The organism is Legionella hackeliae, assembly GCF_000953655.1.
Classification (GTDB): Bacteria; Pseudomonadota; Gammaproteobacteria; order Legionellales; family Legionellaceae; genus Tatlockia; species Tatlockia hackeliae.
In genome coordinates, this window is record NZ_LN681225.1 from 1,954,360 (window position 1) to 1,979,565 (window position 25,206).

A 25,206-nucleotide genomic window follows, 5' to 3' on the forward strand; every position below is an offset into this window, starting at 1 on the left:
AACTAGAACGTATCCTTATGCATTATAGGCAAATAAATTAGGTTAGAATGATAGCACACAGGGCGCTTCAATTGAATCAATATCCTCTTCTTAAATCCTCATTCATTGACAATAGATGGTATAAGCTCCAAAAAACTGATTATAAACTTATCAACGTTTAATTTTATGTTGCTTAAGAACTCACCTGTCATTCGATTAGCCAAAACAACACTAATCGACAAACACCGATGTCCTAAGAGAGCACCTAAACCCAATATAGCTGCTGTTTCCATTTCAAGATTAGTAACACCAAATCCTGCAAAACTAAATTTACTCAACTTATCCAAGAAAGCCGGATAGCGCAACGGCAAGCGCAGTCCACGGCCCTGCGGCCCATAAAATCCCCCACAAGTCCCAGTAATACCTACAGTTCCTAAACTCTTAAAATTCTCGACTAATTGTTCATCTGCATTTGCAACAAAGAATGCTTCAGAGTCTATGCCTAAATGAGCCTGAAGCGCTATTTGTAAGTCTTTCAACTCTGAAGATAATTCAAAGTCATAATAATTTAGAAAAGTATCAAATCCAATTCCATAACGACTAATCATTACATCGCCTGGTTTACAATCGTGTTTGATCCCCCCTGTGGTACCAAGTCGAATAATAGTAAACGATCTGGTCTTATCACGTAGGGTTCGTGTCGCTAAATCAATATTTGCCAGAGCGTCAATTTCTGTCATTGCAATATCAATGTTAGGCATTCCAATTCCAGTGGATACCACACTCAACCGTTGTGAACCGATGTAGCCGGTATGTGTTACAAATTCACGATGGGCGCATTGAAATTCAAGCCGGTCAAAATATTGGCTAACTTGTTGAACCCGTCCCGGGTCTCCTACAGTAATAATAAAATCAGCGATCTCTTCTTCGCGTAAATCCAGATGGTAAACGGCTCCGCGCTTGTTAAATGGTAATTCCGCCGGCTTTATCATTCTTTATCCCTATTAAAATAACCAAAATTGTCTCATACTTATTCAGACTGTTGAAATCGAATTTGCACACAGATAAATTGACTGTAAAGGGCCATTTTTATATAGTTCTGCGCACAAACGCAAGAGAGAGGCTATGAAGCCATAACTTAGGAGACGCGATGACTCAAAAAGTTGCACAACTTAGTATAGACGGCCATGAACCGATTGAGCTTCCCATTTATAGCCCAACACTTGGTAATGATGTAATTGATATCAATAAATTAGCTGCTCAAGGCTATTTTACTTTTGATCCTGGCTTTGTTGCCACCGCTGCCTGCGAGTCAAAAATTACATTTATTGATGGAGACAAGGGAGTATTGCTGTATAGAGGCTATCCAATTGAGCAACTAGCTGAGAAGAAAGATTTTCTTGATGTCAGCTATTTACTCCTCAATGGGGAGCTTCCTGATGAAAAAGAGAAAAAGGACTTTGTAAGCTTAATTAATAACCATACGATGGTACATCAACAGATGTATAACTTCTTAAACGGTTTCCGTCGAGATGCACATCCTATGGCTATCATGGTGGGTATTGTTGGGGCATTGTCTGCGTTTTATCATGACTCTATCGATTTAAACAATCAGAAAGATCGTTATATTTCGGCCATTCGCTTAATTGCAAAAATGCCTACATTAGCAGCAATGAGTTATAAATATTCTGTGGGCCAGCCCTATATGTATCCGCAGAATAAAATGTCTTATGCAGAAAATTTTTTACACATGATGTTTGGTGTGCCTTCTGAAGATGTAGTCCCTGATCCCGTGATTGTGAATGCTATGGATACTATCTTTACGCTGCACGCTGATCATGAACAAAATGCATCAACCTCGACAGTAAGACTGGCAGGATCAACAGGTGCTAACCCTTATGCATGTATTTCAGCTGGAATTGGTGCGTTGTGGGGACCGGCTCATGGTGGAGCGAATGAAGCCTGCTTAAACATGCTCAAAGAAATTGGTGATGTAAAACATATAAATCACTATATCAAACGCGCTAAAGATAAAGATGATCCTTTCCGCTTGATGGGCTTTGGACATCGAGTTTACAAGAGCTATGACCCCCGTGCCAAAGTAATGCGTAAAACCTGCTATGAAGTTTTAAATGCAGTAGGAGCACATGATGCACCACTGTTTAAACTTGCATTGGAACTAGAGCGTATAGCCCTGGAAGATGATTATTTCATTGAGAAGAAACTCTATCCTAATGTCGATTTCTACTCTGGAATTACATTAAGTGCTATTGGTATTCCAACGAACATGTATACCGTTATTTTTGCACTTGCAAGAACAGTAGGTTGGATGTCACACTGGATGGAAATGGTAGCCAATAAATCAAAAATTGGCAGACCTCGCCAGCTTTATACAGGCGAACGCGAACGCGATGTGAAATAATAGTTTTAGCAGCCAGTTTATGGCTGCTATCCCTTTCATATAATTCCACAGGATTACTTAATGCAACGGATTTGCTTTTTTGATAGTCACTTCCATATTATTGATCCGCGTTTTCCCTTAATTCCCAACAATAATTATCTGCCAGCATCTTTTACTATTTCTGATTATTATAAGCGCCTGGAGCGATTCAATCTCTTAGGTGGCGCTCTTGTTTCTGGCTCATTTCAAGGCTTTGATCAAAGCTATTTACTAACCAGTTTGAAAGAATTAGGGCCGACTTTTATCGGTGTAACTCAACTGCCTTTTTCTGTGTCAGATAGAGAAATCATACGCTTACAAGCAGCTGGTATTCGCGCCATTCGTTTTAATTTAAAACGTGGAGGCTCGGAAAATGTTAATCACCTACAAGATTTTGCTCTGAGGGTATACGAACTTGCCGGTTGGCATGTTGAGTTATATATCGATTCACGCGAACTTAAAGAACTTACTTCGACTTTAATAAACTTGCCGGCTGTTAGTATTGATCATCTTGGCTTATCAAGAGAGGGTCTTCCTACATTGCTTGCCTTAATTGAGCAAGGAGTTAAAGTAAAAGCTACAGGATTTGGTCGAGTTAATTTTAATGTAATTCAGGCATTACGAGATATATGCCTTGCTAATCCGGATGCATTAATGTTTGGTACCGATTTACCCTCAACGCGTGCTCCGAGACCCTTTAAAGATGATGATATTCAAATTATTCTTGATGGTCTGGATCCTACACTGGCAGAGAAAGTACTTTATTTGAATGCCTTGACATTTTATCGGATGGAATTAAATCCCAGATTAGCGAAGTGACTGATTACCAGGTTTTTTCGATCACCACAAAACAATCCTGATACTCTTCAAATAAGAAGTAAAAAAGATTGCTTCATTGTGTTCGCAATATGAAATATATTTGCAATACAGTTATCTACCCGCCATCACCATATTTAAAGCTCTTTTCCAACCAGAATAATCCATTTCAATCACTTCTGTCTGCTCAGCGGAAAATTCTTTTGCACACTGCCAAGTCTTTTGAAGCGCATCTAACGAACCAACCAAACCACAACCTAACGCTGCTAACATAGCAGCACCCTGAGCAGTTGTCTCGATGTCGGAAGGTAGTTGCACTGTTAAACCGCATTGTGATGCCAAATATTGTAAAAACCATTGATTGGCAGCCATGCCCCCATCAACTCGTAATAAGGAAACATCCAAGTGACTATCGTCTCTCATGCAATCCAATACATCTCGAGTTTGATAACAAACAGCTTCAAGAGCAGCTCGTGCGAAGTGAGCACGGTTGGTTGTTCTGCTAAGGCCAACAATTGCAGCACCGGGTGTTGAAAACCAGTGAGGCGCTCCAAGCCCCGTAAAAGAAGGGACTAAATATACACCTTCATTGCTTGTTAACCCTCTGGCAAGCGTCTCGGTTTCTGCGGCTGTGTCTATCAGCTTCATCTCATCACGCAGCCATTTAATTGTGGTACCTGCATGATAAAGACTTCCTTCTAACCCATAGACTGTTTCATCTTTTATACGATAAGCAATTGTTGTTAATAATCGATGATTAGAGACAACCGGCAATTTCCCGGTATTCATAAGCAAAAAACCCCCTGTCCCAAATGTTGCTTTGACCATACCATCGCTAAAACAACGTTGGCCGATTAATGCAGACTGCTGATCACCTGCGACACCAGTAATAGGAATATTTGCTCCCACATGTACTTGATCAATAACCCCAAAATGAGAATCACTTGCACAAACCTCCGGTAAAACAGAAATAGGTATGTTAAATAAAGTAAGTAACTCATCATCCCAACGCTGTTCAAGTATGTTAAATAGCAGTGTACGTGAAGCATTACTTACATCCGTTAAATGTGCCTGACCATGGGTAAGACGCCAAATTAAAAATGTATCCATAGTCCCAAATGCAAGCCGATTTTTAGCGGCAAGAGTACGTGCTTCAGGAATGGTCTCCAAAAGCCAATGCAATTTACTTGCAGAGAAATAAGGGTCAGGCAAGAGTCCTGTCTTTTTTTGGAGTAGCTTTGTGTATTCAGATAATGATTGGCAAAATCCTTCTGTTCGCCTGTCCTGCCAAACGATAGCGGGGGCTAAGCATTTACCAGTTTGTTTATCCCAAATCACCGTTGTTTCTCGTTGATTGGTAATACCACAAGCAATAATCTTCTGTGGTTCAACCCGAGCCACCACATCTTGCATCGCTTTCAATGTTTTTGACCAGATTTCTTCGGGATCGTGTTCAACCCAACCAGGGTTTGGATAAAACTGGGTAAGTGGATATTGACTGGCCGTGATGAGTTTACCCCCAATGTCATACAACATTGCTCTGGTACTGCTGGTGCCCTGATCGATGGCAAGAAGATAATTCATTGCGTATTTCCCTATGAAAATTTCTGAGGTCTAAAATCTAATAGCCAGATTATTTTAAAATATTAGAATTCCTAATAAATTTATAATTAATTCGAGATTTTTTAAACTATTATCCTAACATAAAATCTTCACTACACTTTCTTATGATTCTTCGCTACGCTTAGGATAACCTTTTTTATTTAGACGCGTATTTTGAGGACTAAAACATGGAGCAGATTTTTGATGTAGCAGTGGTAGGCGGCGGTATTAATGGCTGTGGTGCTGCTGCAGATGCTGCTTTGCGCGGTTTATCCGTTATTCTTCTGGAACAAGGTGATCTCGCGTCTAAAACATCTTCAAGTAGTAGTAAACTTATTCATGGTGGCTTGCGATATCTTGAGTATTATGATTTTGGACTCGTGAAAAAAGCCTTGGATGAGCGCCAACGCTTGTTAACCTTAGCACCCCATCTAGTTCGACCTCAATTATTTGTGCTTCCTTATCAAGAAAGCATGCGACCAGCCTGGTTATTACGAACAGGTTTATTTCTTTATGATAATTTAAGTCGAAATAATCAATTACCTAAAAGCAAATTTATTCGACGCAAGCAAGGGCCCTATTTTTCTCCTTTAAAAAAAGAATATGACAAGGGCTTTCTGCTTTATGACTGCACCACGGATGATTCTCGTCTCACGATTACCAATGCCTTATTAGCAAAAAAGCATGGTGCAGCTATCCACAACTATACCAAACTCACTCATGCCACTGTTGAACAAGGACTCTGGTACTTAACGGTCAAAACCATGTTTGGAGAAGAGCATCTGATTAAAGCCAGAGCTATCATTAATGCCACTGGACCCTGGGTTGAATCGTGTAATGAACTCTTAGGAATTCCTAATCAATTTAAATTGTCTTTAGTAAAAGGAAGCCATCTTGTAGTGCATAAGCTTTATGAAGGCCAACACGCTTACCTTTTACAACACGAGGATAAACGCATTGTTTTTATTGTTCCCTATCAAGGTCATACCATGATAGGAACTACTGATGTAGCATTGAAAGGTTCACTCGATGAAATCAATATATCGAACGAGGAAGTGGATTATTTATGTGCATTAGTGAATAACTATCTGCGTACCTCTATCCAGCGAGAAGATATAATTAATACATGGAGTGGTGTCAGACCTTTGTTGGCAGCATCAGGAGAACTTAAAGCATTAAGCCGGGATTATACCTACTTTTATACAGATTCACCTGCCCCAGCGGTAACCATTTATGGCGGAAAAATTACAACTTATCGCCAATTAGCTATGGAAACAATTAATAAATTGCAAACAGTCTTTCCTTATTTGGGAACCTCCAAAACTGAACACACCCCTCTGCCCGGGGCAACTTGGAATAATATGTCCTACAAGGACTATTTATTTTACGCACGAGATAAATATTTTTGGCTAACCGATGAGATTAAAGAACGTTATCTTGCCAGCTACGGTACATGTACTGAGGAATTATTAGCAGGTTGTAACAAAATGACCGATTTAGGTTATGATTTTGGTAGCGGCCTTTTCCAGGCTGAAGTTAATTATCTATGCAGAGAAGAATGGGCTCACACCAGTGAAGACATTTTATGGCGGCGCACCAAGCTTGGATTAAATTTTTCTCCAGAAAATATGCAAGAACTTAGTGAATATCTACTTCATACTTATCAGTAATTGTTGATTATCACGCAGTGTAGGACAAAAACTGCGCGATACTCAACACAACACTCTAAATTAATTTTCGCGTATTTCGATTTAAATTAGTGTCCATCTTTTTCTATTTGAGCGCGTATTTCACTGACATCTACCTTAATTGCTTGCTCAACTAAATCTTTTAATACTGACTCAGGCATACTCCCCGCTTCTGAATAGATTGCAATCCCTTCTTTAAAAACCATAAGATGAGGAATAGAGCGTATTTGAAAAATTTCGGAAAGTTCAGGTTCTTTTTCAATATCTAATTTAGCAAACTTAATCGCTGGATATTGTTCGGCGACTAGTTGATAAACTCGACCGAACTCTTTACATGGCGCACACCATTCAGCCCAGAAATCGACAAATACAAGCTCATTTTTTTCAATAAACTCCTCAAATTCCTTTGTTTTTAGCTCATGGAGTACCATGACTTTTCTCCTAATTAATACAGGCTAAGATCTTGGAAAAAATAGTATCCACCGAATCTACACCTTCAACACGGTGAAATTGAGGTGCATCTGTATTTTTGGTTTTAGCCCATTCTTGATAATAGTTAATCAATGGTTCTGTTTGCTGATGGTAAACCGCTAAGCGCTTTTTAATTGTTTCTTCTTTATCATCATCACGCTGAATTAATGGTTCGCCAGTAACGTCATCCAAAAAATCTTTCTTTGGCGGATGAGACTTAATGTGATAAATACGTCCTGAAGGCACATGCACAAGGCGGCCGCTAATTCGGCTTATAATTTCTTCATCAGGCACAGCAATTTCAATTACATGATCAAGTTTAATATGTGCATTTTTTAAAGCATCAGCCTGGGGTATCGTTCGTGGAAACCCATCAAATAAAAAACCATTCTGACAATCAGGTTGCTGAAGGCGCTCTTTTACAAGCCCAATGATAATTTCATCCGAAACTAATTTACCGGCATCCATTACCTTTTTTGCACTCAAACCTAATTCTGTACCTGCAGCAATTGCTGAACGAAGCATATCTCCAGTAGAGATCTGGGGAATGTTAAAATGATTAATCAATTTTAGCGCCTGAGTTCCTTTTCCTGCACCTGGACCACCCAATAGCATTAAACGCATCAATTAGCTCCTACTTAAACTAATCTTCATCCTACCTTCTCAAGGTTTGAATGTCATTAGCAATCTACATTAAAATCTAAGCCATGAACGCCGCGGCAATGAACCACGACAATGATTCATTTGCGCCTGGAATATTTCTGATCTCGCTTTTACTTTTCGAGAAACCTGAATTAGCCAGGGTTTCCTCAAATAGGTTTTACGTTGATACCCTCCGATTCCTTCATGATAAGCAAGATATAAACGATAAGCATCGTTACGTGGAATACCGGCAATACGATTTGCCTGATTTGCATACCAACCCACAAAATCCACTGCATCTGAAAAATCATCACGAGAGGCCCAAAAACCCCCGCCACCTGCGGAGCGTTTATATAAGGCCCACGTGGAGCGAAGAGCTTGTGTATAACCATACGCGGTCGAAGGTCTTTTCCATGGAATAATCCATAATAATTTAGTTCGTGGTGGCTGCGCTCTTGCATCAAATTTTGATTCTTGATGAATAATTGCCATTTGTACTGCAACTGGCACTTTCCAACGACGTTCAACATCAACTGCATCGCGATACCATTTGGGATATTGATGAAAAACATTGCAGATATTATTCACATCACGAGGAGGACGAGAAGCACAAGAAACAAGCAATATTGAGAAAAGAATCAAGCCAATTTGTTTTAACTTCATTTTTATTATTAATCGAATTTTTTATGCGCCTATTAGTAGCAAAAATACCGATAAATTAAAACATTTTTTATAAGATTCTCTTTAAATATTATCAAGACCCCATCACGTCTTTGTGAGCAGCGCGAAGCAATCCAAATACCATTCATGAGTTCATGAAAAAGTCCATTTCACAAAATAATCAAGCTATGTTAGTTTGTGCAAAGCTGCTCTCAACTTTAATTTACAAAATGAGTATACTTGTATTTGATATAGAAACTATTCCAGACGTTGAGGCTGGTCGAAAGCTCTACGACCTGCAAGATCTCTCCGATGAAGATACCGTTTCGGCACTGTCTGCCTTGCGTCGACTTAAGGTAGGCAACGATTTTCTCCCGCACTATCTCCAAAAAGTTGTGGCAATTTCATTAGTACTTAGTCAGGGTTCGCAGCTTAAGGTTTGGTCTTTAGGGGATGAACAATCCGATGAAAAAGATTTAATCCAGCGATTTTTTTCTGGTGTGGAAAAATACACACCCACGCTTGTCAGTTGGAACGGTTGTGGTTTTGACTTACCCGTACTGCACTATCGTTCACTTTTACATGGAATTTCTGCTCCTACTTATTGGGAGAATGGTGAGAATCATCAACATTTTCGCTGGAATAATTATTTAAATCGTTTTCATTACCGCCATCTTGATTTAATGGATATTCTTGCTGCCTATCAAAATAAAGCGTTTGCCCCATTGGATGAAATTGCCTCAATGCTAGGATTTCCAGGCAAGATGGGAATGAGTGGTGCTAAGGTATGGGATGAATATTCACAGGGTAATTTAAAAAAAATTCGAGATTATTGTGAAACCGATGTTTTGAATACTTACTGTGTTTATTTGCGTTTTGAGCTAATGCGCGGAGCATTAAATCAAAATGAATATGCAAATCAGATAGAAAATTTACGCAATTATTTACAAAGTCAGGCAGACAAAAATCATTTGCAAGAATTTCTTCAAAGAATGCATTAGCGACTTATTTTAGGATATCTTTTTCAAGAGTTGCAGGTCTTTTACGTTTTATATAATGGGCGAAACCACTCATTAAAACATAGAAAATCGGTGTGAATAGTAAACCAAAAAAAGTAACTCCTATCATACCGCTAAACACGGCTACCCCGAGTGCCCGACGCATTTCAGCGCCAGCTCCTGAAGCTATAACTAAAGGATAAACACCCAAAATAAAGGCAAATGACGTCATCAAAATGGGACGAAGTCTTAGCCTTGCAGCTTGAATAGCTGCCTTCCAACGATTAGCACCTCTATTTTCCAATTGTCTTGCAAACTCAACAATCAGAATGGCATTTTTTGAGGCTAATCCTATCAGGACAATAAACCCAAGCTGGGTCATTACATTATTTTCCATACCAAGGATTTTTATTCCGATTAGAGAGGAAAACAAACACATAGGTACGATCAGAATGATAGCAATTGGCAGAATCCAACTTTCATATTGCGCTGATAAGAGTAAAAAAACAAAAACCACTCCTAATATGAAAGCAATTATTGCGGTATTTCCTACCATTTTTTGTTGATAAGCAAGCTCAGTCCATTCATAGCCAATTCCATCAGGCAACACTTCTGCAGCAAGTTTTTCCATAGTTGCTAATGCTTCACCAGTACTATAACCAGGCTTCACATCACCAATCAGATCAATTGCCGGATACAAATTATAGCGAGGCATTCTTGAAGGTCCAACCGTGTCTTCAAGAGTTGCGACAGAACCAATAGGAACCATGTCACCTGAATTATTACGTACTTTTAAACGTAAGATGTCATCGGGTGTATGGCGAAACTCAGAGTCGCCTTGAGCGATAACGCGAAATGTTCTACCTAAGTAATTAAATTCATTAATAAACACAGAACCTAGAAATACCTCCAGGGTTTCAATGACTCGTGCTACTGGTACTCCAAGACGCTCCGCCTTTTCACGCTCAAAAGCCAAGTGAATACGTGGGGTACTATTTTCAAAGAACGTGAAGACAGAGGTAGTTGCCTCGGCCTGGTTTGCTTTAAGTGCTAAATTAGCAACAGCTTCTGACAATACATTAATTCCTCGACCCGCCCTATCTTGTATCATCATTTTAAAGCCGCCAGCATTACCGATTCCACGCACAGGAGGCGGAGGAATTACAACGATCATTGCCTCTTTAATGCTCGCCATTTCCTCTCTTAATCTCGTCAACAGAGAATCATAAGTTAACCCTTTCTCTCGACGCTTTTCAAAGGAATCAAGTACTGGAAAGATAGCCGCGGCATTTGATGAATTCGTGAATGTTGCCCCGGCAAACCCCGTAAAACCAACCGCATTACTTACACCAGGAATAGCCAATATTTTCTTCAATGCCTTTTTAACAACCTGATCGGTTCTATCGAGTGATGCTCCCGGAGGCAACTGGATTGAAATAATAAAATACCCTTGATCTTGTTTTGGAATAAAACCTGTAGGTACTACCCTAAATAGAAAGAATGTTGTTGCAATTAGGATGGCATAAATTACTAGCATGAAGGCCGTACGGCGTGTCACTTTTGCTACTAATTTTCCATAACGGACAGACACTCTTTCAAATGCATTATTAAATCCATTCAAAAAGGAATAGACCGGTCTCAACAAAGCGACGGACGTTTTTTGCTTTTCTTGTGAATGAGGTTTCAGTAAAAGTGCCGCAAGGGTTGGACTTAAAGTCAATGATACAAAAACTGAAATCACAGTAGCCACCGCAATTGTTGTCCCAAATTGCTGGTAAAAACGCCCTGATATGCCCTGCAAAAATAAAGTAGGCAGAAATACTGCTACCAGTACAAGACCAATTGCTACAAGCGCCCCACCTACCTCATCCATGGTTTTTCTTGCAGCGTCCTTCGGAGCCATACCAGCACGAATATTACGCTCCATATTTTCTACAACAACTATCGCATCATCAACGACGATACCAATGGCCAATACTAAACCAAATAATGTTAAATAATTAAGGGAAAAACCTATCCCTTGCATCACCGCAAACGTTCCAATCAAAGAGACCGGAATAGCAATAATCGGAATAATTGCTGCACGCCAAGACTGTAAAAAAATAATAATAACCAAGACAACTAAGGCAATGGCCTCAAAGATAGTATGAAATACTGCGGTAATCGATTCAGCAATAAATTCTGTAGGATTATAGGCAATTTTATAGGCAATTCCAGGAGGAAATTCCTTGGAAATCTCCTTCATGGTAGAAATGATTTCATGGGCAGTTGCCAATGCATTGGTGCCTGGTCGTTGAAACACGGGTAACGCAATTGCCGGAAAACTCCCCAGATAACCCTTTGTAAAATAATCTTGGGCACCCAATTCCACACGCCCTACATCTTTCAAGCGCACGATCCGCCCATCTTCCCCTGATTTAACAATAATATTTTCAAACTCCTGTGAATTAACCAGGCGTCCACGAGTTTCAATGTTGTATTCAATGCCATATTGTTTTTTTTGGGGCTGACTGTTTAACGTACCACTGGCAATTTGGACATTTTGAGAGCGCATAGCATCAACTATGTCATTTGCTGTTAAATCGTAAGAATTAATCAAATCTGGATCTAACCACACCCGCATGGCATATTCACTAGCACCCACTAAACGCACATTTCCTACACCAGCGATACGCCTTATTTTGTCTCTTATGTTTAAGACTGCGTAATTCCCTAAATAGGTCTGATCATAACGACCATCGGGTGAAAAAAGATTAATTACCAACATTAAATCAGGTGCATTTTTTACGGTTGTAATACCTATACGACGCACCTCTTCAGGTAGTCTCGGCTCAGCAATTGCAACACGGTTTTGTACCAATACCTGGGCTAAATCTAAATCCATTCCCAGCTTAAACGTCACCGTCAGACGCATTTGACCATCATCCGTAGATTGAGAGTCCATGTATAACATACCTTCAACCCCATTAACCTCTTGCTCAATCGGAGTAGCTACTGTTTCTGCTACAGTTTTAGCATTAGCTCCAGGATAGGATGCAGTAACCTGAATGGTAGGAGGAACAACTTGTGGGTATTGTTCAATAGGCAGGTTAAAATAGGAAAGGCCGCCAACAAGCACAATAATGATAGAAATCACCGTAGCAAATATCGGTCGGTCTATAAAAAAATGAGCTATTTTCATTAGCGACTTCCTGTATGCTGATTTCTACTCATGCAATTGAACCATAATTGGCTTGACTTCTTGGCCAGGTACGTGAATGCGCTGAATGCCATTTACAACGACCTTCTCATCCCCCTTCAATCCCTTGCGAATAATATAATAACTACTATCTCGGATAGGACCCAATTCTATGTATACACGTTGTACCTTATTATCCTTGTCGACAACATAAACAAATTTTCGAGTTTGGTCAGTGTTAATGGCCGTATCCGGTAATAACAAAGCGTCATATTCTCCACTACCAGTCAATCGAGCACGTCCAAACAATCCAGGGTATATTAAACCCTCAGGATTAGGTACTGTTGCCCTCCCAAGAATTGTTCCTGTCCCTACATCGACAACATTATCAAAAAAATTCATTGTTGCTTGATGGGTATATTCGGTTTCATCTTGAAGCTTGATAACCATAGGAGTTGCACTATTCTCGTCAGGACGTTTTCCAGCCTTAGCTAAACGAATATATTTTAAGAGATCGTTTTGACTTGCCTCGAAATAAAAATAGATAGGATCCATTGAAACAACTTTAGTTAAGACGGTGTCATTCCTACGGATAAGATTACCAACACTGACATACTTGCGACTAACTTTACCACTAATAGGGGATTTGACCTGGGTAAACTCCAGATTTAACTTTGCCTCATCAACTCTTGTCTGAGCTACCTGCATTTCTTGAAAGCGTTGATCGATCGCTTCGGCTGCAATAAAGCTTTCTTTTTTTAATTTGATGGCGCGTTCATATTGTTTTTTAGCCAGCTCAAATTGTGCTACTGCTCTCTCAAGTGCATACTCAAAAGGACGAGGGTCGATAATAAATAAAACATCTCCTGTTTTAACTAACTGTCCATCTTTAAACTTTATCGCATCGAGGTACCCTGTAACTCTGGAGCGAACATCAACTTCTTCAATCGCTTGAAAACGGCCTGTATATTCATCCCATTCAACGATCCGTTTTTTTAAAGGAAGCGCAACATCTATCTCAGCTAAAGGAAGTGCAGGTTTTGAATTGGAGTTTCCACATGACGTTAAAATATAACTTAGGAATAAAATTATTGTAATTTTTAAGGCAAGCCGCGTCCCTTTCATTCCTTATTCCTTTTTGAGCATTTGTTGCTTATCAAGCAAACAGAATACCAGTCTTTATGTTATTGTTAATTTTTTATGTAGGAAATATTTTGTTATTATTGAAAAGGAATTTTTACTACCCTCGAGAGGGAATACTTGAACTATGGGGAATAATTTTCTTTAACAAAATTGCGTCTTCTTCACCATGCTCATCCTGATAATACCCCTTTTTAATAATATCTTCCTCAAATCCGAACTTCTTATACAATTTAAGTGCCGCTTTATTGCTAGGCCGCACTTCTAAAATGACCGTATCAGAATCTGAATTAGCTAATGAATGCAATAGTGCTTCTAATAATTTTTCACCATAGCCTTTTCTTTGCTCAGCTACTGCTACACATAAATTAAGTATATGGCAAATATTAAAATTTCTACGACAAATAATATACCCTACTATTTGTTTGCTAGACATCATCATCACTTCAAGGACACGGCAATCATAACCGACTAAAACACAATCACTTAAAATATCTCGACTCCAGGGAGCACGATGAGACAATTGTTCAATTTCATACACTCTAGCAATATCACTTTGCTGCATAGGGCGTATTTCACATATCATGATCACTCCTGCTGAGCGTAAGTTTCAAAATAAAATAGCCATTCAAGAATAGTATGGTCGTTTATTCAAAAAAAGAGGAAATAATTTAAAAAATTTATTTAGGAAGCGAAGTATAGCAGTGAACATAATGAGGTAGAAATAATTTGAACATCTACTGGATGCTTCGGTCAAGCCGAAGCAGATAGTCTATAGGGGGACTTCGAATTAGTATTGAAGATCGTTAGGAATTGCTTCGCGTTGGCTCTCAAAGACGCATTCTAATAGAAATGAATCATTGCGAACTTAGTGAAGCAATCCAGAAGAGGAGTTAACCTTACTTATCTTTCTTCTTTTTAGGCATATATAAATCAGTAATAGTGCCCTCAAAGGCCTCTGACGCTAATGCTATTGATTCAGACAAGGTCGGATGTGGATGAATCGTAAGTGCGATATCTTCCACGTCGCATCCCATTTCAATTGCTAAAGCAGTTTCTGCAATTAAATCTCCGGCATTAATGCCAACAATACCAGCGCCTAGAATGCGATCAGTTTCAGGGCAGAATAAAAGCTTGGTCATACCCTCTTCACGTCCCATACTAAGGGCGCGTCCGCTAGCAATCCAGGGAAATACGCCTTTTTCGTAAGCAATGCCCTGTTCCTTCGCTTCTTTTTCGGTTAATCCTGCCCAGGCAATTTCTGGATCAGTATAAGCCACACTGGCAATGCATTTAGGATCAAAATAATGTTTCATACCAGCTATGACCTCGGCTGCGACCCTTCCCTCAGGAATTGCTTTGTGCGCTAGCATAGGTTGTCCTACAACATCACCAATTGCAAAAATATGAGGCACATTCGTACGCATTTGTTTGTCAACTTTAATGAACCCACGCTCATCCACATTAACACCAGCTTTGTCAGCGCTGATAGCACCGCCATTAGGTTTTCTTCCTACAGAAACCAAAACTTGATGGAAGCATAATGGTTTATCAGTGGCGTGTTGTCCCTCCATTGAGACGTAAATGCCATCTTTTTTCGTCTCTACTGCAGTAACTTTTGTTTTCAATAAGAACTTGACACCTTTTTTAGTCATTCTCTTTTGTAAAACATTGACTAAATCAGCATCTGCTCCTGGTATAAGTTGATCCATGAATTCAACAACAGTCACATCAACACCCAACGATGAATAGACTGTAGCCATCTCGAGGCCAATAATTCCACCACCTAATACAAGCAAACTTCCTTTAATGTCAGCTAGCTCTAAAGCTCCAGTAGAACTGAAAATGCGTGGATCTTCAGGAATAAATGGTAGATTAATCGATTCACTACCAACAGCAATAATGGCATTTTCAAAATCAACAGTTGTTGTGCTGCCATCCTTTCCTTGAACTATGACCTGATGGGTACCAGAAAATTTAGCAACACCGGTAACTACTTCTACTTTTCGTTGTTTTGATAACGCTTTAAGGCCACCTGTTAACTTACTGACAACAGAGTTTTTCCAGGCAACGAGTTTCTTGTTATCGAATTTTGGCTTTCCAAAGGTAACGCCTTGTTCTGCCATTTCGTGAGATTCGTCAACTACTTTAGCAATATGAAGTAACGCTTTTGAAGGAATACACCCTACATTTAAGCAAACACCGCCTAAGGTATCAAAGCGCTCAATGAGAACAACTTTCTTGCCCAAATCTGCTGCACGAAATGCAGCTGTATAACCACCAGGACCACTGCCCAAAACCACTACTTCTGTTTTAATTCCACTCATCTCACGCCTCGTTAATTATCATGAACTACTAATTTACCTTTCGAGCTATAGCGAAAATTTATAGCGTCGTATTCTAAACTTCAGCTATTACTTACAATAAAATGCGGCGAATATCTCCCAAAGCCTCTGCAATAAATCGTGTAAAACGTGCAGCTTCAGCACCATCTATAACACGATGGTCATAAGATAACGATAAAGGCAACATCAAGCGCGGCTTGAATTCACCATTCTGATAAACAGGTTTTATACTGGAACGAGATAAACCAAGAATAGCAACTTCAGGACTATTCACAATTGGTGTAAATGCAGTTCCTCCTATGCCACCCAAGCTAGAAATAGTAAAGCAGCCGCCACTCATGTCCGCTGGCATTAATCCTTTCTCGCGGGCTTTAGCACTTAGTTTACCCATTTCTATAGCAATTTCGGCAACGGATAATCTATCTACATTACGGATTACAGGAACAACCAAACCATTGGGAGTTTCAACAGCAATACCAATGTTGCAATACTTCTTATAAATTAAGTTTTCACCAGAAGCATCCAACGATGCATTAAATTGAGGGTAAACGGCTAATGCCTTACCCACCACTTTGGTTACAAATGCAAGCATTGTCAATTTGTACCCTGTTAATGAAGCATCTTCAGAAGATGATTTCCTGAATGCTTCCAAATCAGTAATGTCTGCCTCATCAAACTGGGTCACGTGAGGAATGGTAATCCATGAACGGTGAACATTAAGACCTGTCAAGCGTTTAATTTTATTAAGAGGTTTAGTTTCAATATCACCAAATTTGCTAAAATCAATCACGGGAGCTGTCGGTAAGGCAAAACCTCCAGTAGCAGGTTTTTCACTTAATCTTCCTTTTACATAAGCTTGTAAATCTTCTTTGGTAATCCGCGCTTTCCGCCCACTTCCTTTAACTTCAGCTAAATTTATCCCAAACTCACGAGCCATGCGTCTTACAGCAGGACCTGCAGGAATATTACTACCCACTGTACTTTCTGGTAGTGTATGCACGGCTACAACTTCGGTTGACGCTTGTTTTTCTCTTGGTTGCTCTTGATCAGATTCAATTTTTTCTGCTGCTGTAGGCGTTTCTTCAGCTGCAATATCACCTTGTTCTGTTTTTAAAATTAAAACAAGACTATTCTGAGAAACCTTATCGCCTACTTTCACAGACACGTTTTCCACAACTCCAGCAGCCGGAGAAGGAATATCCATTGTAGCTTTATCGCCTTCCAAGGTAATAAGGGATTGATCTTTCTCAATGGACTGACCTACAGTGACCATAATTTCGATAACATCAACGTCTGTTGCACCACCGATGTCAGGAATTCGAACTTCAAGACGTTGGCTGGCACTAGTAGCTTTTGTCTGTTTAGATTCTTGAGCTTTGGGTTTCTCACTTTCATCTTGTTTTGTTACTTCAGTAGATTCAGGTGCTGATTTTGTACTTTCTGCTTCGTCTACTATCAATGTTAAAATAACATCGCCTTCGGAAACCTTATCACCTACTTTAACTTGTAATGATTTTATCTTCCCTGCTTGAGGTGAGGGAATTTCCATGCTTGCTTTATCAGATTCCAGGGTAATTAACGATGCATTACTGCTAATTTCATCCCCAGGCTTTACCATTACCTCAATTACATCAACATCTGTCGAGCCACCGATATCAGGGACTTTAATTTGAATCTCTGCCATATTTATCCTCAGCAAACACAGGCCCCGCTTATCATTGCGGCAGCCTGTTTAAAGGTGATTTAACTAGTGAGTTACTGGATCCTGTTTTTCACTATCAATGCCATATTTTTTCATCGCATCAACAACCGTTGATTTAGGCACTATCCCTTGTTGCGCCAAAGCATCTAACGCTGCCACGGCAATGAATTTCGCATCAACCTCGAAGAAGTGACGTAAGCGCTGACGTGTATCACTGCGTCCATAACCATCAGTTCCTAAACTAACAAATGGAGCAGAAACAAACGGTCTGATTTGATCAGCATATAACCGCATATAATCTGTCGCAGCGATTACAGGACCCTTACGATCAGCCAACTGCTCACTGACATAACTTTGTTGTGGTTTCTTAGCATGAGGATGCAAACGATTGTAACGTTCAACAGCCAAACCATCACGTCTTAACTCATTAAAGCTCGTGACACTCCATATATCTGCAGTAACCTCAAAATCATCCTGCAGCATTTTTGCGGCAGTAATCACCTCACGGAGAATAGTTCCAGAACCCATTAATTGAATATGCTTTTTACCAGGTTTCTTTGTTTCTTGTAGCAAATACATTCCCTTAATAATGCCCTCTTCCACACCAGCCGGCATGTCAGGCTGTGTATAGTTTTCGTTCATTACCGTAATGTAATAAAAAACATTATCCTGCTTTTCATACATACGATATAAACCATGCTGAATAATAACAGCTAATTCATAAGCAAACGTTGGATCATAAGTCACACAATTAGGAATTGTTGAAGCCAGAAGATGACTATGTCCATCCTGATGTTGTAATCCTTCACCGGCAAGAGTGGTCCTACCTGCTGTACCACCCAATAAAAACCCTCTAGCCTGCATATCACCTGCAGCCCAGGCTAAGTCGCCAATACGTTGGAAACCAAACATTGAGTAATAAATGTAGAATGGAATCATCGGCAATTTATTAGAGCTATAGGATGTCGCGGCTGCAATCCATGAGCAGAATGCACCAGCTTCGTTAATACCTTCCTCAAGAATTTGACCATCTTTCGCTTCTCGATAATACATAACTTGTTCGTGATCTACTGGGGTATACAATTGACCTACTGGCGAATAAATACCAATCTGACGGAATAAACCTTCCATCCCAAAAGTACGGCATTCATCAGGAACAATAGGAACAATGCGCTTACCTAATTCTTTATCCTTAAGTAAAACAGATAAAATACGAACAAATGCCATCGTTGTGGAAATTTCGCGATCGCCGCTGTTCTGCGTCACTGCTGAAAATGCAGATAAATCAGGAACTTTCATTGGCTTAAAGGAACTAGTTCTGGATGGCAGGTAACCTCCCAGAGCTTCTCGTTGCTTTTTCAAGTATTGGATTTCAGGGCTATTTTCATCTGGACGATAAAAAGGAATTTCTGTGATTTTGTCATCACTGACCGGTATGCTAAATCGATCCCTGAAAGCACGGAGTTGCTCTATTGTCATCTTTTTTTGTTGATGAGTAATATTTTGTCCTTCTCCAGCAGCACCCATTCCATAGCCTTTAATTGTTTTAGCAAGAATGACTGTCGGACTGCCTCTATGTTCAACAGCTTGAGCATAAGCTGCATAAACTTTTTGTGGGTCATGACCACCACGATTTAAACGCCAGATTTCATCATCTGACAAATTTTCTACCATTTTTTTCAGTTCAGGATATTGACCGAAAAAATGCTTGCGAACATAAGCACCATCGTTTGCCTTATAAGCTTGATAGTCACCATCAACACACTCTTCCATGCGTTTTTGCATAATTCCTTTATCATCACGAGCAAACAAGGAGTCCCAGCGCCCCCCCCAAATCACTTTAATGACATTCCAACCTGCGCCGCGGAATAATCCTTCTAATTCTTGAATAATTTTACCATTGCCACGCACAGGACCATCTAATCGTTGCAGGTTACAATTGACTACGAAAATTAAATTATCCAATTTTTCACGAGCAGCAATTGACAGTGCACCCACTGATTCGGGCTCATCCATCTCACCATCACCAAGAAAAGCCCAAACTTTACGTCCTTCCGCTTTAATTAACCCTCGATTTTCAAGATATTTCAGAAAACGAGCTTGATAAATCGCCTGTAAGGGACCCAATCCCATTGATACTGTAGGAAATTGCCAAAAGTCGCCCATTAACCAGGGATGAGGATAAGAAGACAGGCCATTGACCTCAACTTCTTGTCTGAATTTATTGAGTTGTTGCTCACTTAATCGCCCTTCAAGAAATGCACGAGCGTAAATACCGGGTGAAGAATGTCCTTGAATATAAATTAAATCACCACCGTTTTCGCCCTGAGGCCCTTTAAAAAAGTAATTAAATCCGATTTCATACAAAGTAGATGCAGAGGCATAAGAGGCAATATGTCCTCCCAATTCAGGAGCATATTTTCCTGCACGCAGGACCATTGCAACCGCATTCCAACGGATTAAAGCTCCAATTCGCTTTCCTATACCTTCATCAGGAGGAATTAGCTTCTCTTCATGGGGTTTAATTGTATTGCGATAAGGTGTATTAATTGAACTTTTAAGCTTCACTCCTTCAGTATTTGCTTTATTAATAAGCTCTTGTAAGAGAAATGCTGCACGTTCGCTTCCATCGGTAGAAAGTACTGCTTGCAAGGCATCCAGCCATTCACGTGTTTCAATTGGGTCTATATCATTACTATTTTGGTATAACATGAATGTTCCTCATTAATCTAAAGCTAGGGACAAACGGGTCGCAAGCTTTTGTAAATCATTCCACTGCATGCTTGCATGCACACTTGATAATCAGCTCGGCAATCACAAGTAGTTTTGCGGCATTGTAGTGGATCACGGAAGGAATTCAACTGAAGCGTGAGAAAATCACCTTTTACACACACTTCATGTTTATAACGTTTATATGTTTTTATTGTCGTCTGTGTCGAAGATCCACAACATCGTTGGCAATTATTTCGACAAGTTTGCCTACAAGCAGAAGCTTTGATTTCACAAGTCTGTTGGCAAGCGGCAATGTTGGCCTTGCTTTTACTAGTATATATTACATGGGTCTTACATGAAACAAGCATAAGACAACACAGCATAGCACCGACAATTTGTTTTATCATAGTTAAGTCACCTGTTATAGGTTTATTCTTGTTTTTACTTATAACCAAGATACAAGAGTAAACAATGCCAGAAAAACTAAATACACAATCAAGGCATGCTCAACCAAGCTTTCAGCGTAGGGCATTGGCACCGGTTCATTATCATTCGTACGGGCAGCAAGCAATCCTCCAGTACTTAATAGCGTATCATTTTTTTCTGGTGCCGAAAAAAATGCCTGAGCAAAGAAATGAATCCCTCTCTGGAAATTGCCAACCAGCAAGTATAAAAGAACTGTCAATCTTGCAGGTATCCACTCCAGAAGATTCGTTATAATTCTCGACAGGTGCATTGTCGGTAATTGTTCCTGACACAATGAGATCAGTCGATAAAGAAGTACACCCAATGGGCCTGCGAGGATATACCAAAAAATAACAGCGAATAATTGACCATTGACCTTGGCAAAATAATTTCCAACTACTCCTTCATTATCTTGGTCTTCACCCTCCGCTCTTACAGGATAAAAGGGATTTTGTGGACCCAAACAATAATAAAAGATAATCAAATTAAGCAATAAACCGATTAAACCAAAAATAATATGACCAAAAATATAAAAAATCACCCAAGCCAATATTATCGGTGGTAAAACAACAGCCAGTAAAATCGAGATTTGGCTAAGTAGAGACGCATCTGTTGTGCGAAGCTTCTGGCTAATGGCAGCAAAATACGACGAAAACCAATAAAATCTATTATGTGAGACTGTATGAACAAGATAACGCTCACTTAGTAAACAAAGGACAATGACAAATAATTTCATTTTTAATCCTTACGCATTTTATCAGACAAAGCAATTGGCGTCGGGTATTTCAACACCACCAGATAAGACGAAACAATAAACGTTAAAATCGTTGTAGCTTGAATCAAGTTAGCAGCTACTTCAGAAATTAATTTGGTGCTTAAAGCAATAGTAGCGACTAATAATGAGAATTCACTCGCCTGCCCCAGACGCACCCCTACTTCCCGAGCAACAGATTTTTTCTCTCCCGATCTGGTCAACAAAAGATTAAATAGGAGGGGTTTAATAATTAACATTAAGAATGCCAAAATAAAGGCAGGGATTACTACTTGGGCCGCAAATCCAAAATTAAACGTAGCACCGATAGCAAAGAAAAACATAACCAGAAAGAAATCACGTAAAGGTTTTAAGCTTTCCGCGATGTAAAGGGAGATTGGGCTTGAAGCAAGTGTGACTCCTGCAACGAATGCGCCAATATCTTCTGATAAACCTAATTGTTGTGCAAGAAACGACATCCCCAGACACCATCCTATCGAAAGCAAAAAGACATATTCCTGGGTTCTATCAAAACGAGCTAATAACTTAACCAGGATATAACGCTCAACAAGAAATCCAAAAAGAGTCATCGCGGGCAATGCAATTCCAACTAGAACGAGATCATTCCATGCAAAACCACCGCCTTGGGCTCCATTAATCATAATTAAAACGATAATAGCAATAACGTCTTGCATCAGCAGGATACTAATCATTACCTCACCTGTATGCTGGTGATGTAAAATTGTAGTCGGCAATAATTTTAAACCAATAATAGTGCTGGAAAACATCATAGCGGCGCCGAGAATCCATGATTCCCCTACCCCTAATCCAAACCAGCGACCGATCAAATAAGCGATAAAGGCAAGTAATACCGAACTGACAATAGCAATCCAGGTTATTTTCTTGAGCATATGAACTAAATTTTGTGGTTGAAGATGTAACCCTAATAAAAAAAGTAGGAATACAATCCCAATATCACCAATCTGCTGCACAACGCTGACATCTGAAACAAGTTGTAAGCCCCAAGGACCTAACACAGCACCCAATAAAATATAGGCAACGAGTAATGATTGCTTTGTATAAAGCACAATTGTCGAAAGTATGGCCGCACCAGCAAAGATTAAAAATATGGTATAAAATACTGCCCCAGTATGCATAAGCCTAATGCCCCACCCTTAGTAACAAAAATTAATATCATTGAAGAAGTTAGTAAAATCCCTAGGATACCACATATTCCTCTTTCCCCAATTAATTTGAGATAAGATTTATAATTCATGGCTATTTAATTCTAAATTTCTGGGTGAACCAGGCCAGAAAGGCGCGATTTTAGGATTTAGTAACTTCTTTAACAGGTATTTTAATTAATGATGCAATTACAATGGCCAAAAGCGAAGCAGCAATTAGTAAGTACATTGCATGATATAAAGATACAACCGGATAAAGTCTGGTTTTTCCTACTGCAACGTGGTGCCAAATGTAAATATAATGTCCAATTATCCATAAAACTGATGCCCCTACTAATTGTGAAATTAACACATTAAAGCCAAATGAACTGGCAGCAATATCTTGAGGAGTGCTGAGTTTAGTGATCACCATAGTGAGGACGAATGCCCCAACTGTGGTGCCCTGAATAAAAAGACAGATAATCATTAATGGCAAGGGCAGCTTAATACTTAAAAGCAAAATCATACAGATAGTCGCTACAGTTGGGGCTGAGATCATCGCTTTTTTTAAACCCACCTTTTCAGCCAGCAATGCATGAGCAGGACTGCCACATGCATATCCAATAAAAACAAAAGAGGCCAAGAACTCTGCAAATTCAAGAGAATAATTGTAATGAGTAATTAAAAAAGGGGCCGCCCAAAAACTCGCAAAAGCAATAATTGGACTAAGCATTAATCCACCATAAATGCCAGGCAACCAGGCTCGTCTGGTTTTAAGGAACTGCTTAAAATCTTTCATTAAGTGTTTAAAATCATACTCTGAGTTATGGAGTTGTTTCTTCTTGCCCAAAAATAGATAAAGCAAAAATGCTAATGTAATGGAACCGCAACCAGCATATTGCATTATTATACGCCAGCCTTCATAACGACTCGCTTCAATTAAAGGGAGACCACCTACAATAGCACCGATAACACCAACAGTAAGGGTTAAGCCAGAAAATATGGGGAATAAGCGATCGCTGAAGTACATTCTAATGATTGTTTGCGCACCAGTTAATGAAAAAGAAGCCGAAGCCCCCATCGCAAAACGACCTATTATGAGTTGAATTTCATTGGTTGAATAAGCAAAAATAAAACACGCCACCCCGGCTACAAATGAGGCCAGAAACAGCATAATTTTAACCCCAAATCGATCGATGAGAATTCCAGCAATAAGTAAAAACGTAACATAGGATATGAAAAAGAGTACTGCCAGATCATTGATTTGAAAAATTGTTAACGAAAAGTCACTCATGAGATATCCTGACAAACTACCCACAGCAACTCGCATGAAATATTGATAAAAATAAGTTAAAGCCGCCAAGCTCCATATGATGAATGAAGCCATATTCTATTTCCTAGACTAAACGAAAGATTATCTTACTCAAAAGAAACAAAAATAGCATCTCTGATTTTTTTATGCACTTAAGTTAATCGATTTAAAGATCCATAGATTTCTATGAAGCTCGAAGGTAGTAATGACCATAGCTCAAGCGATTGCTGTAAAGACTCTCTTGGGGAAACTAAACTCACAGCCATATTGGTGATGTTTCTTATTTTAATGTCGTGCAAAATATTTTTTACGACTAGATTTTCTGCTGTCGTAAAAATTACCAGCGTTTTTGCAGAAAACTGTTTTGCCAGATTAAACAATTCAGCCGCAGTTTCAATTGAAGACAAGAAGTCAACTTTGTGATCATAATCTTTTAAAATATTAGCGATCATTAAGCCGTGAATATTCGCCATTTTCTGTTGTCCACCTGCTGGCAAAAATCCAACAATCAGATAAGAATTTTTGCGTGGCTGCTTTTTAGTTTGATAAAGATTTTGATAGAGTTTTGCTTCTAGTAAATCGAGTAAAAGCGCGCGCTGAGCGCTCACACAAGCTCTTCCTAACCAAACTTCGTTTTCCAAGTATTGGAGTAACTGGGGATAAACAAGGTCGGCAAATTGCTCTACTGAATAAACAGAATAAAGATTATTCAATTCTGCATTTACCTGTTTGTAATCAAGCTCTTCCAAAGCGTTTACAATACCTTGAAAAGTATCTTGCAGCCCGTCGACAGGAATAGCATGCCATATTTTGCCGCCATCCTCGTACAATAAGGGTTTTATTTTTGAAACAGCATGCCCTTTACCCATTAAAAAAAGGATTTGCTTAATCAAGATAACATCATCGTGGCTGTAGAGACGATGTCCTTTTACTGTTCGTTTAGGATGAATTAAACCATAACGGCGTTCCCAGGCTCTTAAAGTAACCGGATTAACACCAGTTTCTGCGGAGATATAACTTATTGGAAAATAGTTAATATTGAAATCCATTTCATTATCCTTACCGTAATTAATACCATTATCATCTGAATACAGAATAGACAATTAGTAGTCAGGGTGATAATATTTTCAATTTTGCCTATG

At 39.4% G+C, this 25,206-nt stretch carries 19 protein-coding genes; 4 read left to right on the top strand and 15 right to left on the bottom strand.

Annotation, left to right across the window (positions count from 1 at the left end; translation table 11 throughout):
• Nucleotides 1–98: 98 nt before the first annotated feature.
• On the bottom strand, nt 99–971 hold the full coding sequence (locus tag LHA_RS08740; RefSeq protein ID WP_045106204.1) for a nucleoside phosphorylase: 873 nt from the start codon (nt 969–971) through the stop codon (nt 99–101).
• 158 nt (nt 972–1,129) lie between these two features.
• Between LHA_RS08740 and gltA the strand changes: the two genes are divergently transcribed.
• Together gltA and LHA_RS08750 are read left to right on the top strand one after the other, a co-directional pair.
• Nucleotides 1,130–2,401, top strand: coding sequence for a citrate synthase (gene gltA, locus LHA_RS08745; RefSeq protein ID WP_045106205.1), 1,272 nt, complete (start codon nt 1,130–1,132; stop codon nt 2,399–2,401).
• Nucleotides 2,402–2,461: 60 nt separating this feature from the next.
• Nucleotides 2,462–3,238, top strand: coding sequence for an amidohydrolase family protein (locus LHA_RS08750; RefSeq protein WP_045106206.1), 777 nt, complete (start codon nt 2,462–2,464; stop codon nt 3,236–3,238).
• A gap of 111 nt (nt 3,239–3,349) precedes the next feature.
• Here LHA_RS08750 and glpK read toward each other — a convergent pair whose 3' ends face one another.
• Nucleotides 3,350–4,819: a glycerol kinase GlpK gene (gene glpK / locus LHA_RS08755; protein WP_045106207.1), complete on the bottom strand. Its 1,470-nt coding sequence runs from the start codon at nt 4,817–4,819 to the stop codon at nt 3,350–3,352.
• 206 nt (nt 4,820–5,025) lie between these two features.
• Here glpK and glpD point away from each other — a divergent pair, with 206 nt between their 5' ends.
• The gene (gene glpD, locus LHA_RS08760; RefSeq protein WP_045106208.1) at nt 5,026–6,507 is read left to right on the top strand and encodes a glycerol-3-phosphate dehydrogenase; all 1,482 of its coding nucleotides are present in this window, start codon (nt 5,026–5,028) and stop codon (nt 6,505–6,507) included.
• 86 nt (nt 6,508–6,593) lie between these two features.
• On the opposite strand, the gene LHA_RS08765 is transcribed toward glpD, so the two are convergent.
• The 3 genes from LHA_RS08765 to LHA_RS08775 form a co-directional block, all read right to left on the bottom strand.
• Complete coding sequence (locus LHA_RS08765) at nt 6,594–6,956, bottom strand: thioredoxin family protein (protein ID WP_045106209.1); 363 nt, start codon at nt 6,954–6,956, stop codon at nt 6,594–6,596.
• Between the two features lie 10 nt (nt 6,957–6,966).
• Nucleotides 6,967–7,620, bottom strand: a complete 654-nt coding sequence (gene adk, locus LHA_RS08770) for an adenylate kinase (RefSeq protein WP_045106210.1) — start codon at nt 7,618–7,620, stop codon at nt 6,967–6,969.
• A gap of 69 nt (nt 7,621–7,689) precedes the next feature.
• Nucleotides 7,690–8,301 carry a transglycosylase SLT domain-containing protein gene (locus tag LHA_RS08775; RefSeq protein WP_045106211.1) on the bottom strand — a complete coding sequence of 204 codons (612 nt, stop codon included), beginning with the start codon at nt 8,299–8,301 and terminating at the stop codon, nt 7,690–7,692.
• A 227-nt stretch (nt 8,302–8,528) separates the two neighbouring features.
• On the opposite strand from LHA_RS08775, the gene LHA_RS08780 reads away from it, so the two are divergent.
• Nucleotides 8,529–9,299 (top strand): 3'-5' exonuclease, encoded by a 771-nt coding sequence (locus LHA_RS08780; protein ID WP_045107491.1) that lies wholly within the window; start codon nt 8,529–8,531, stop codon nt 9,297–9,299.
• Nucleotides 9,300–9,303: 4 nt separating this feature from the next.
• Here LHA_RS08780 and LHA_RS08785 read toward each other — a convergent pair whose 3' ends face one another.
• The 10 genes from LHA_RS08785 to LHA_RS16055 form a co-directional block, all read right to left on the bottom strand.
• Complete coding sequence (locus LHA_RS08785) at nt 9,304–12,477, bottom strand: efflux RND transporter permease subunit (protein WP_045106212.1); 3,174 nt, start codon at nt 12,475–12,477, stop codon at nt 9,304–9,306.
• A gap of 24 nt (nt 12,478–12,501) precedes the next feature.
• Entirely contained in the window at nt 12,502–13,599 is a 1,098-nt protein-coding gene (locus tag LHA_RS08790) for an efflux RND transporter periplasmic adaptor subunit (RefSeq protein ID WP_045106213.1), read from the bottom strand.
• A gap of 115 nt (nt 13,600–13,714) precedes the next feature.
• Complete coding sequence (rimI, locus tag LHA_RS08795; RefSeq protein ID WP_045106214.1) at nt 13,715–14,200, bottom strand: ribosomal protein S18-alanine N-acetyltransferase; 486 nt, start codon at nt 14,198–14,200, stop codon at nt 13,715–13,717.
• Between the two features lie 313 nt (nt 14,201–14,513).
• Nucleotides 14,514–15,941, bottom strand: coding sequence for a dihydrolipoyl dehydrogenase (lpdA, locus tag LHA_RS08800; RefSeq protein WP_045106215.1), 1,428 nt, complete (start codon nt 15,939–15,941; stop codon nt 14,514–14,516).
• 91 nt (nt 15,942–16,032) lie between these two features.
• Nucleotides 16,033–17,643, bottom strand: coding sequence for a dihydrolipoyllysine-residue acetyltransferase (gene aceF / locus LHA_RS08805; RefSeq protein ID WP_045106216.1), 1,611 nt, complete (start codon nt 17,641–17,643; stop codon nt 16,033–16,035).
• Between the two features lie 63 nt (nt 17,644–17,706).
• Nucleotides 17,707–20,373, bottom strand: a complete 2,667-nt coding sequence (gene aceE / locus LHA_RS08810) for a pyruvate dehydrogenase (acetyl-transferring), homodimeric type (RefSeq protein ID WP_045106217.1) — start codon at nt 20,371–20,373, stop codon at nt 17,707–17,709.
• A gap of 445 nt (nt 20,374–20,818) precedes the next feature.
• A complete protein-coding gene (locus tag LHA_RS08815) occupies nt 20,819–21,574 on the bottom strand; it encodes a CobD/CbiB family protein (protein WP_045106218.1) in 756 nt (251 codons plus the stop codon).
• Between the two features lie 2 nt (nt 21,575–21,576).
• A complete protein-coding gene (locus LHA_RS08820) occupies nt 21,577–22,746 on the bottom strand; it encodes a cation:proton antiporter (protein ID WP_045106219.1) in 1,170 nt (389 codons plus the stop codon).
• Nucleotides 22,747–22,915: 169 nt separating this feature from the next.
• Nucleotides 22,916–24,139, bottom strand: coding sequence for an MFS transporter (locus LHA_RS08825; RefSeq protein WP_045106220.1), 1,224 nt, complete (start codon nt 24,137–24,139; stop codon nt 22,916–22,918).
• A 77-nt stretch (nt 24,140–24,216) separates the two neighbouring features.
• Entirely contained in the window at nt 24,217–25,113 is an 897-nt protein-coding gene (locus LHA_RS16055; RefSeq protein WP_052673652.1) for a MerR family transcriptional regulator, read from the bottom strand.
• Nucleotides 25,114–25,206: the final 93 nt, after the last annotated feature.

What these genes read in the sequence shown, in the direction of transcription:
- LHA_RS08740 (WP_045106204.1), bottom strand. Translation starts at nt 971, where the DNA reads ATGATAAAGCCGGCGGAATTACCATTTAACAAGCGCGGAGCCGTTTAC.
- gltA (WP_045106205.1), top strand. Translation starts at nt 1,130, where the DNA reads ATGACTCAAAAAGTTGCACAACTTAGTATAGACGGCCATGAACCGATT.
- LHA_RS08750 (WP_045106206.1), top strand. Translation starts at nt 2,462, where the DNA reads ATGCAACGGATTTGCTTTTTTGATAGTCACTTCCATATTATTGATCCG.
- glpK (WP_045106207.1), bottom strand. Translation starts at nt 4,819, where the DNA reads ATGAATTATCTTCTTGCCATCGATCAGGGCACCAGCAGTACCAGAGCA.
- glpD (WP_045106208.1), top strand. Translation starts at nt 5,026, where the DNA reads ATGGAGCAGATTTTTGATGTAGCAGTGGTAGGCGGCGGTATTAATGGC.
- LHA_RS08765 (WP_045106209.1), bottom strand. Translation starts at nt 6,956, where the DNA reads ATGGTACTCCATGAGCTAAAAACAAAGGAATTTGAGGAGTTTATTGAA.
- adk (WP_045106210.1), bottom strand. Translation starts at nt 7,620, where the DNA reads ATGCGTTTAATGCTATTGGGTGGTCCAGGTGCAGGAAAAGGAACTCAG.
- LHA_RS08775 (WP_045106211.1), bottom strand. Translation starts at nt 8,301, where the DNA reads ATGAAGTTAAAACAAATTGGCTTGATTCTTTTCTCAATATTGCTTGTT.
- LHA_RS08780 (WP_045107491.1), top strand. Translation starts at nt 8,529, where the DNA reads ATGAGTATACTTGTATTTGATATAGAAACTATTCCAGACGTTGAGGCT.
- LHA_RS08785 (WP_045106212.1), bottom strand. Translation starts at nt 12,477, where the DNA reads ATGAAAATAGCTCATTTTTTTATAGACCGACCGATATTTGCTACGGTG.
- LHA_RS08790 (WP_045106213.1), bottom strand. Translation starts at nt 13,599, where the DNA reads ATGAAAGGGACGCGGCTTGCCTTAAAAATTACAATAATTTTATTCCTA.
- rimI (WP_045106214.1), bottom strand. Translation starts at nt 14,200, where the DNA reads ATGATATGTGAAATACGCCCTATGCAGCAAAGTGATATTGCTAGAGTG.
- lpdA (WP_045106215.1), bottom strand. Translation starts at nt 15,941, where the DNA reads ATGAGTGGAATTAAAACAGAAGTAGTGGTTTTGGGCAGTGGTCCTGGT.
- aceF (WP_045106216.1), bottom strand. Translation starts at nt 17,643, where the DNA reads ATGGCAGAGATTCAAATTAAAGTCCCTGATATCGGTGGCTCGACAGAT.
- aceE (WP_045106217.1), bottom strand. Translation starts at nt 20,373, where the DNA reads ATGTTATACCAAAATAGTAATGATATAGACCCAATTGAAACACGTGAA.
- LHA_RS08815 (WP_045106218.1), bottom strand. Translation starts at nt 21,574, where the DNA reads ATGAAATTATTTGTCATTGTCCTTTGTTTACTAAGTGAGCGTTATCTT.
- LHA_RS08820 (WP_045106219.1), bottom strand. Translation starts at nt 22,746, where the DNA reads ATGCATACTGGGGCAGTATTTTATACCATATTTTTAATCTTTGCTGGT.
- LHA_RS08825 (WP_045106220.1), bottom strand. Translation starts at nt 24,139, where the DNA reads ATGGCTTCATTCATCATATGGAGCTTGGCGGCTTTAACTTATTTTTAT.
- LHA_RS16055 (WP_052673652.1), bottom strand. Translation starts at nt 25,113, where the DNA reads ATGGATTTCAATATTAACTATTTTCCAATAAGTTATATCTCCGCAGAA.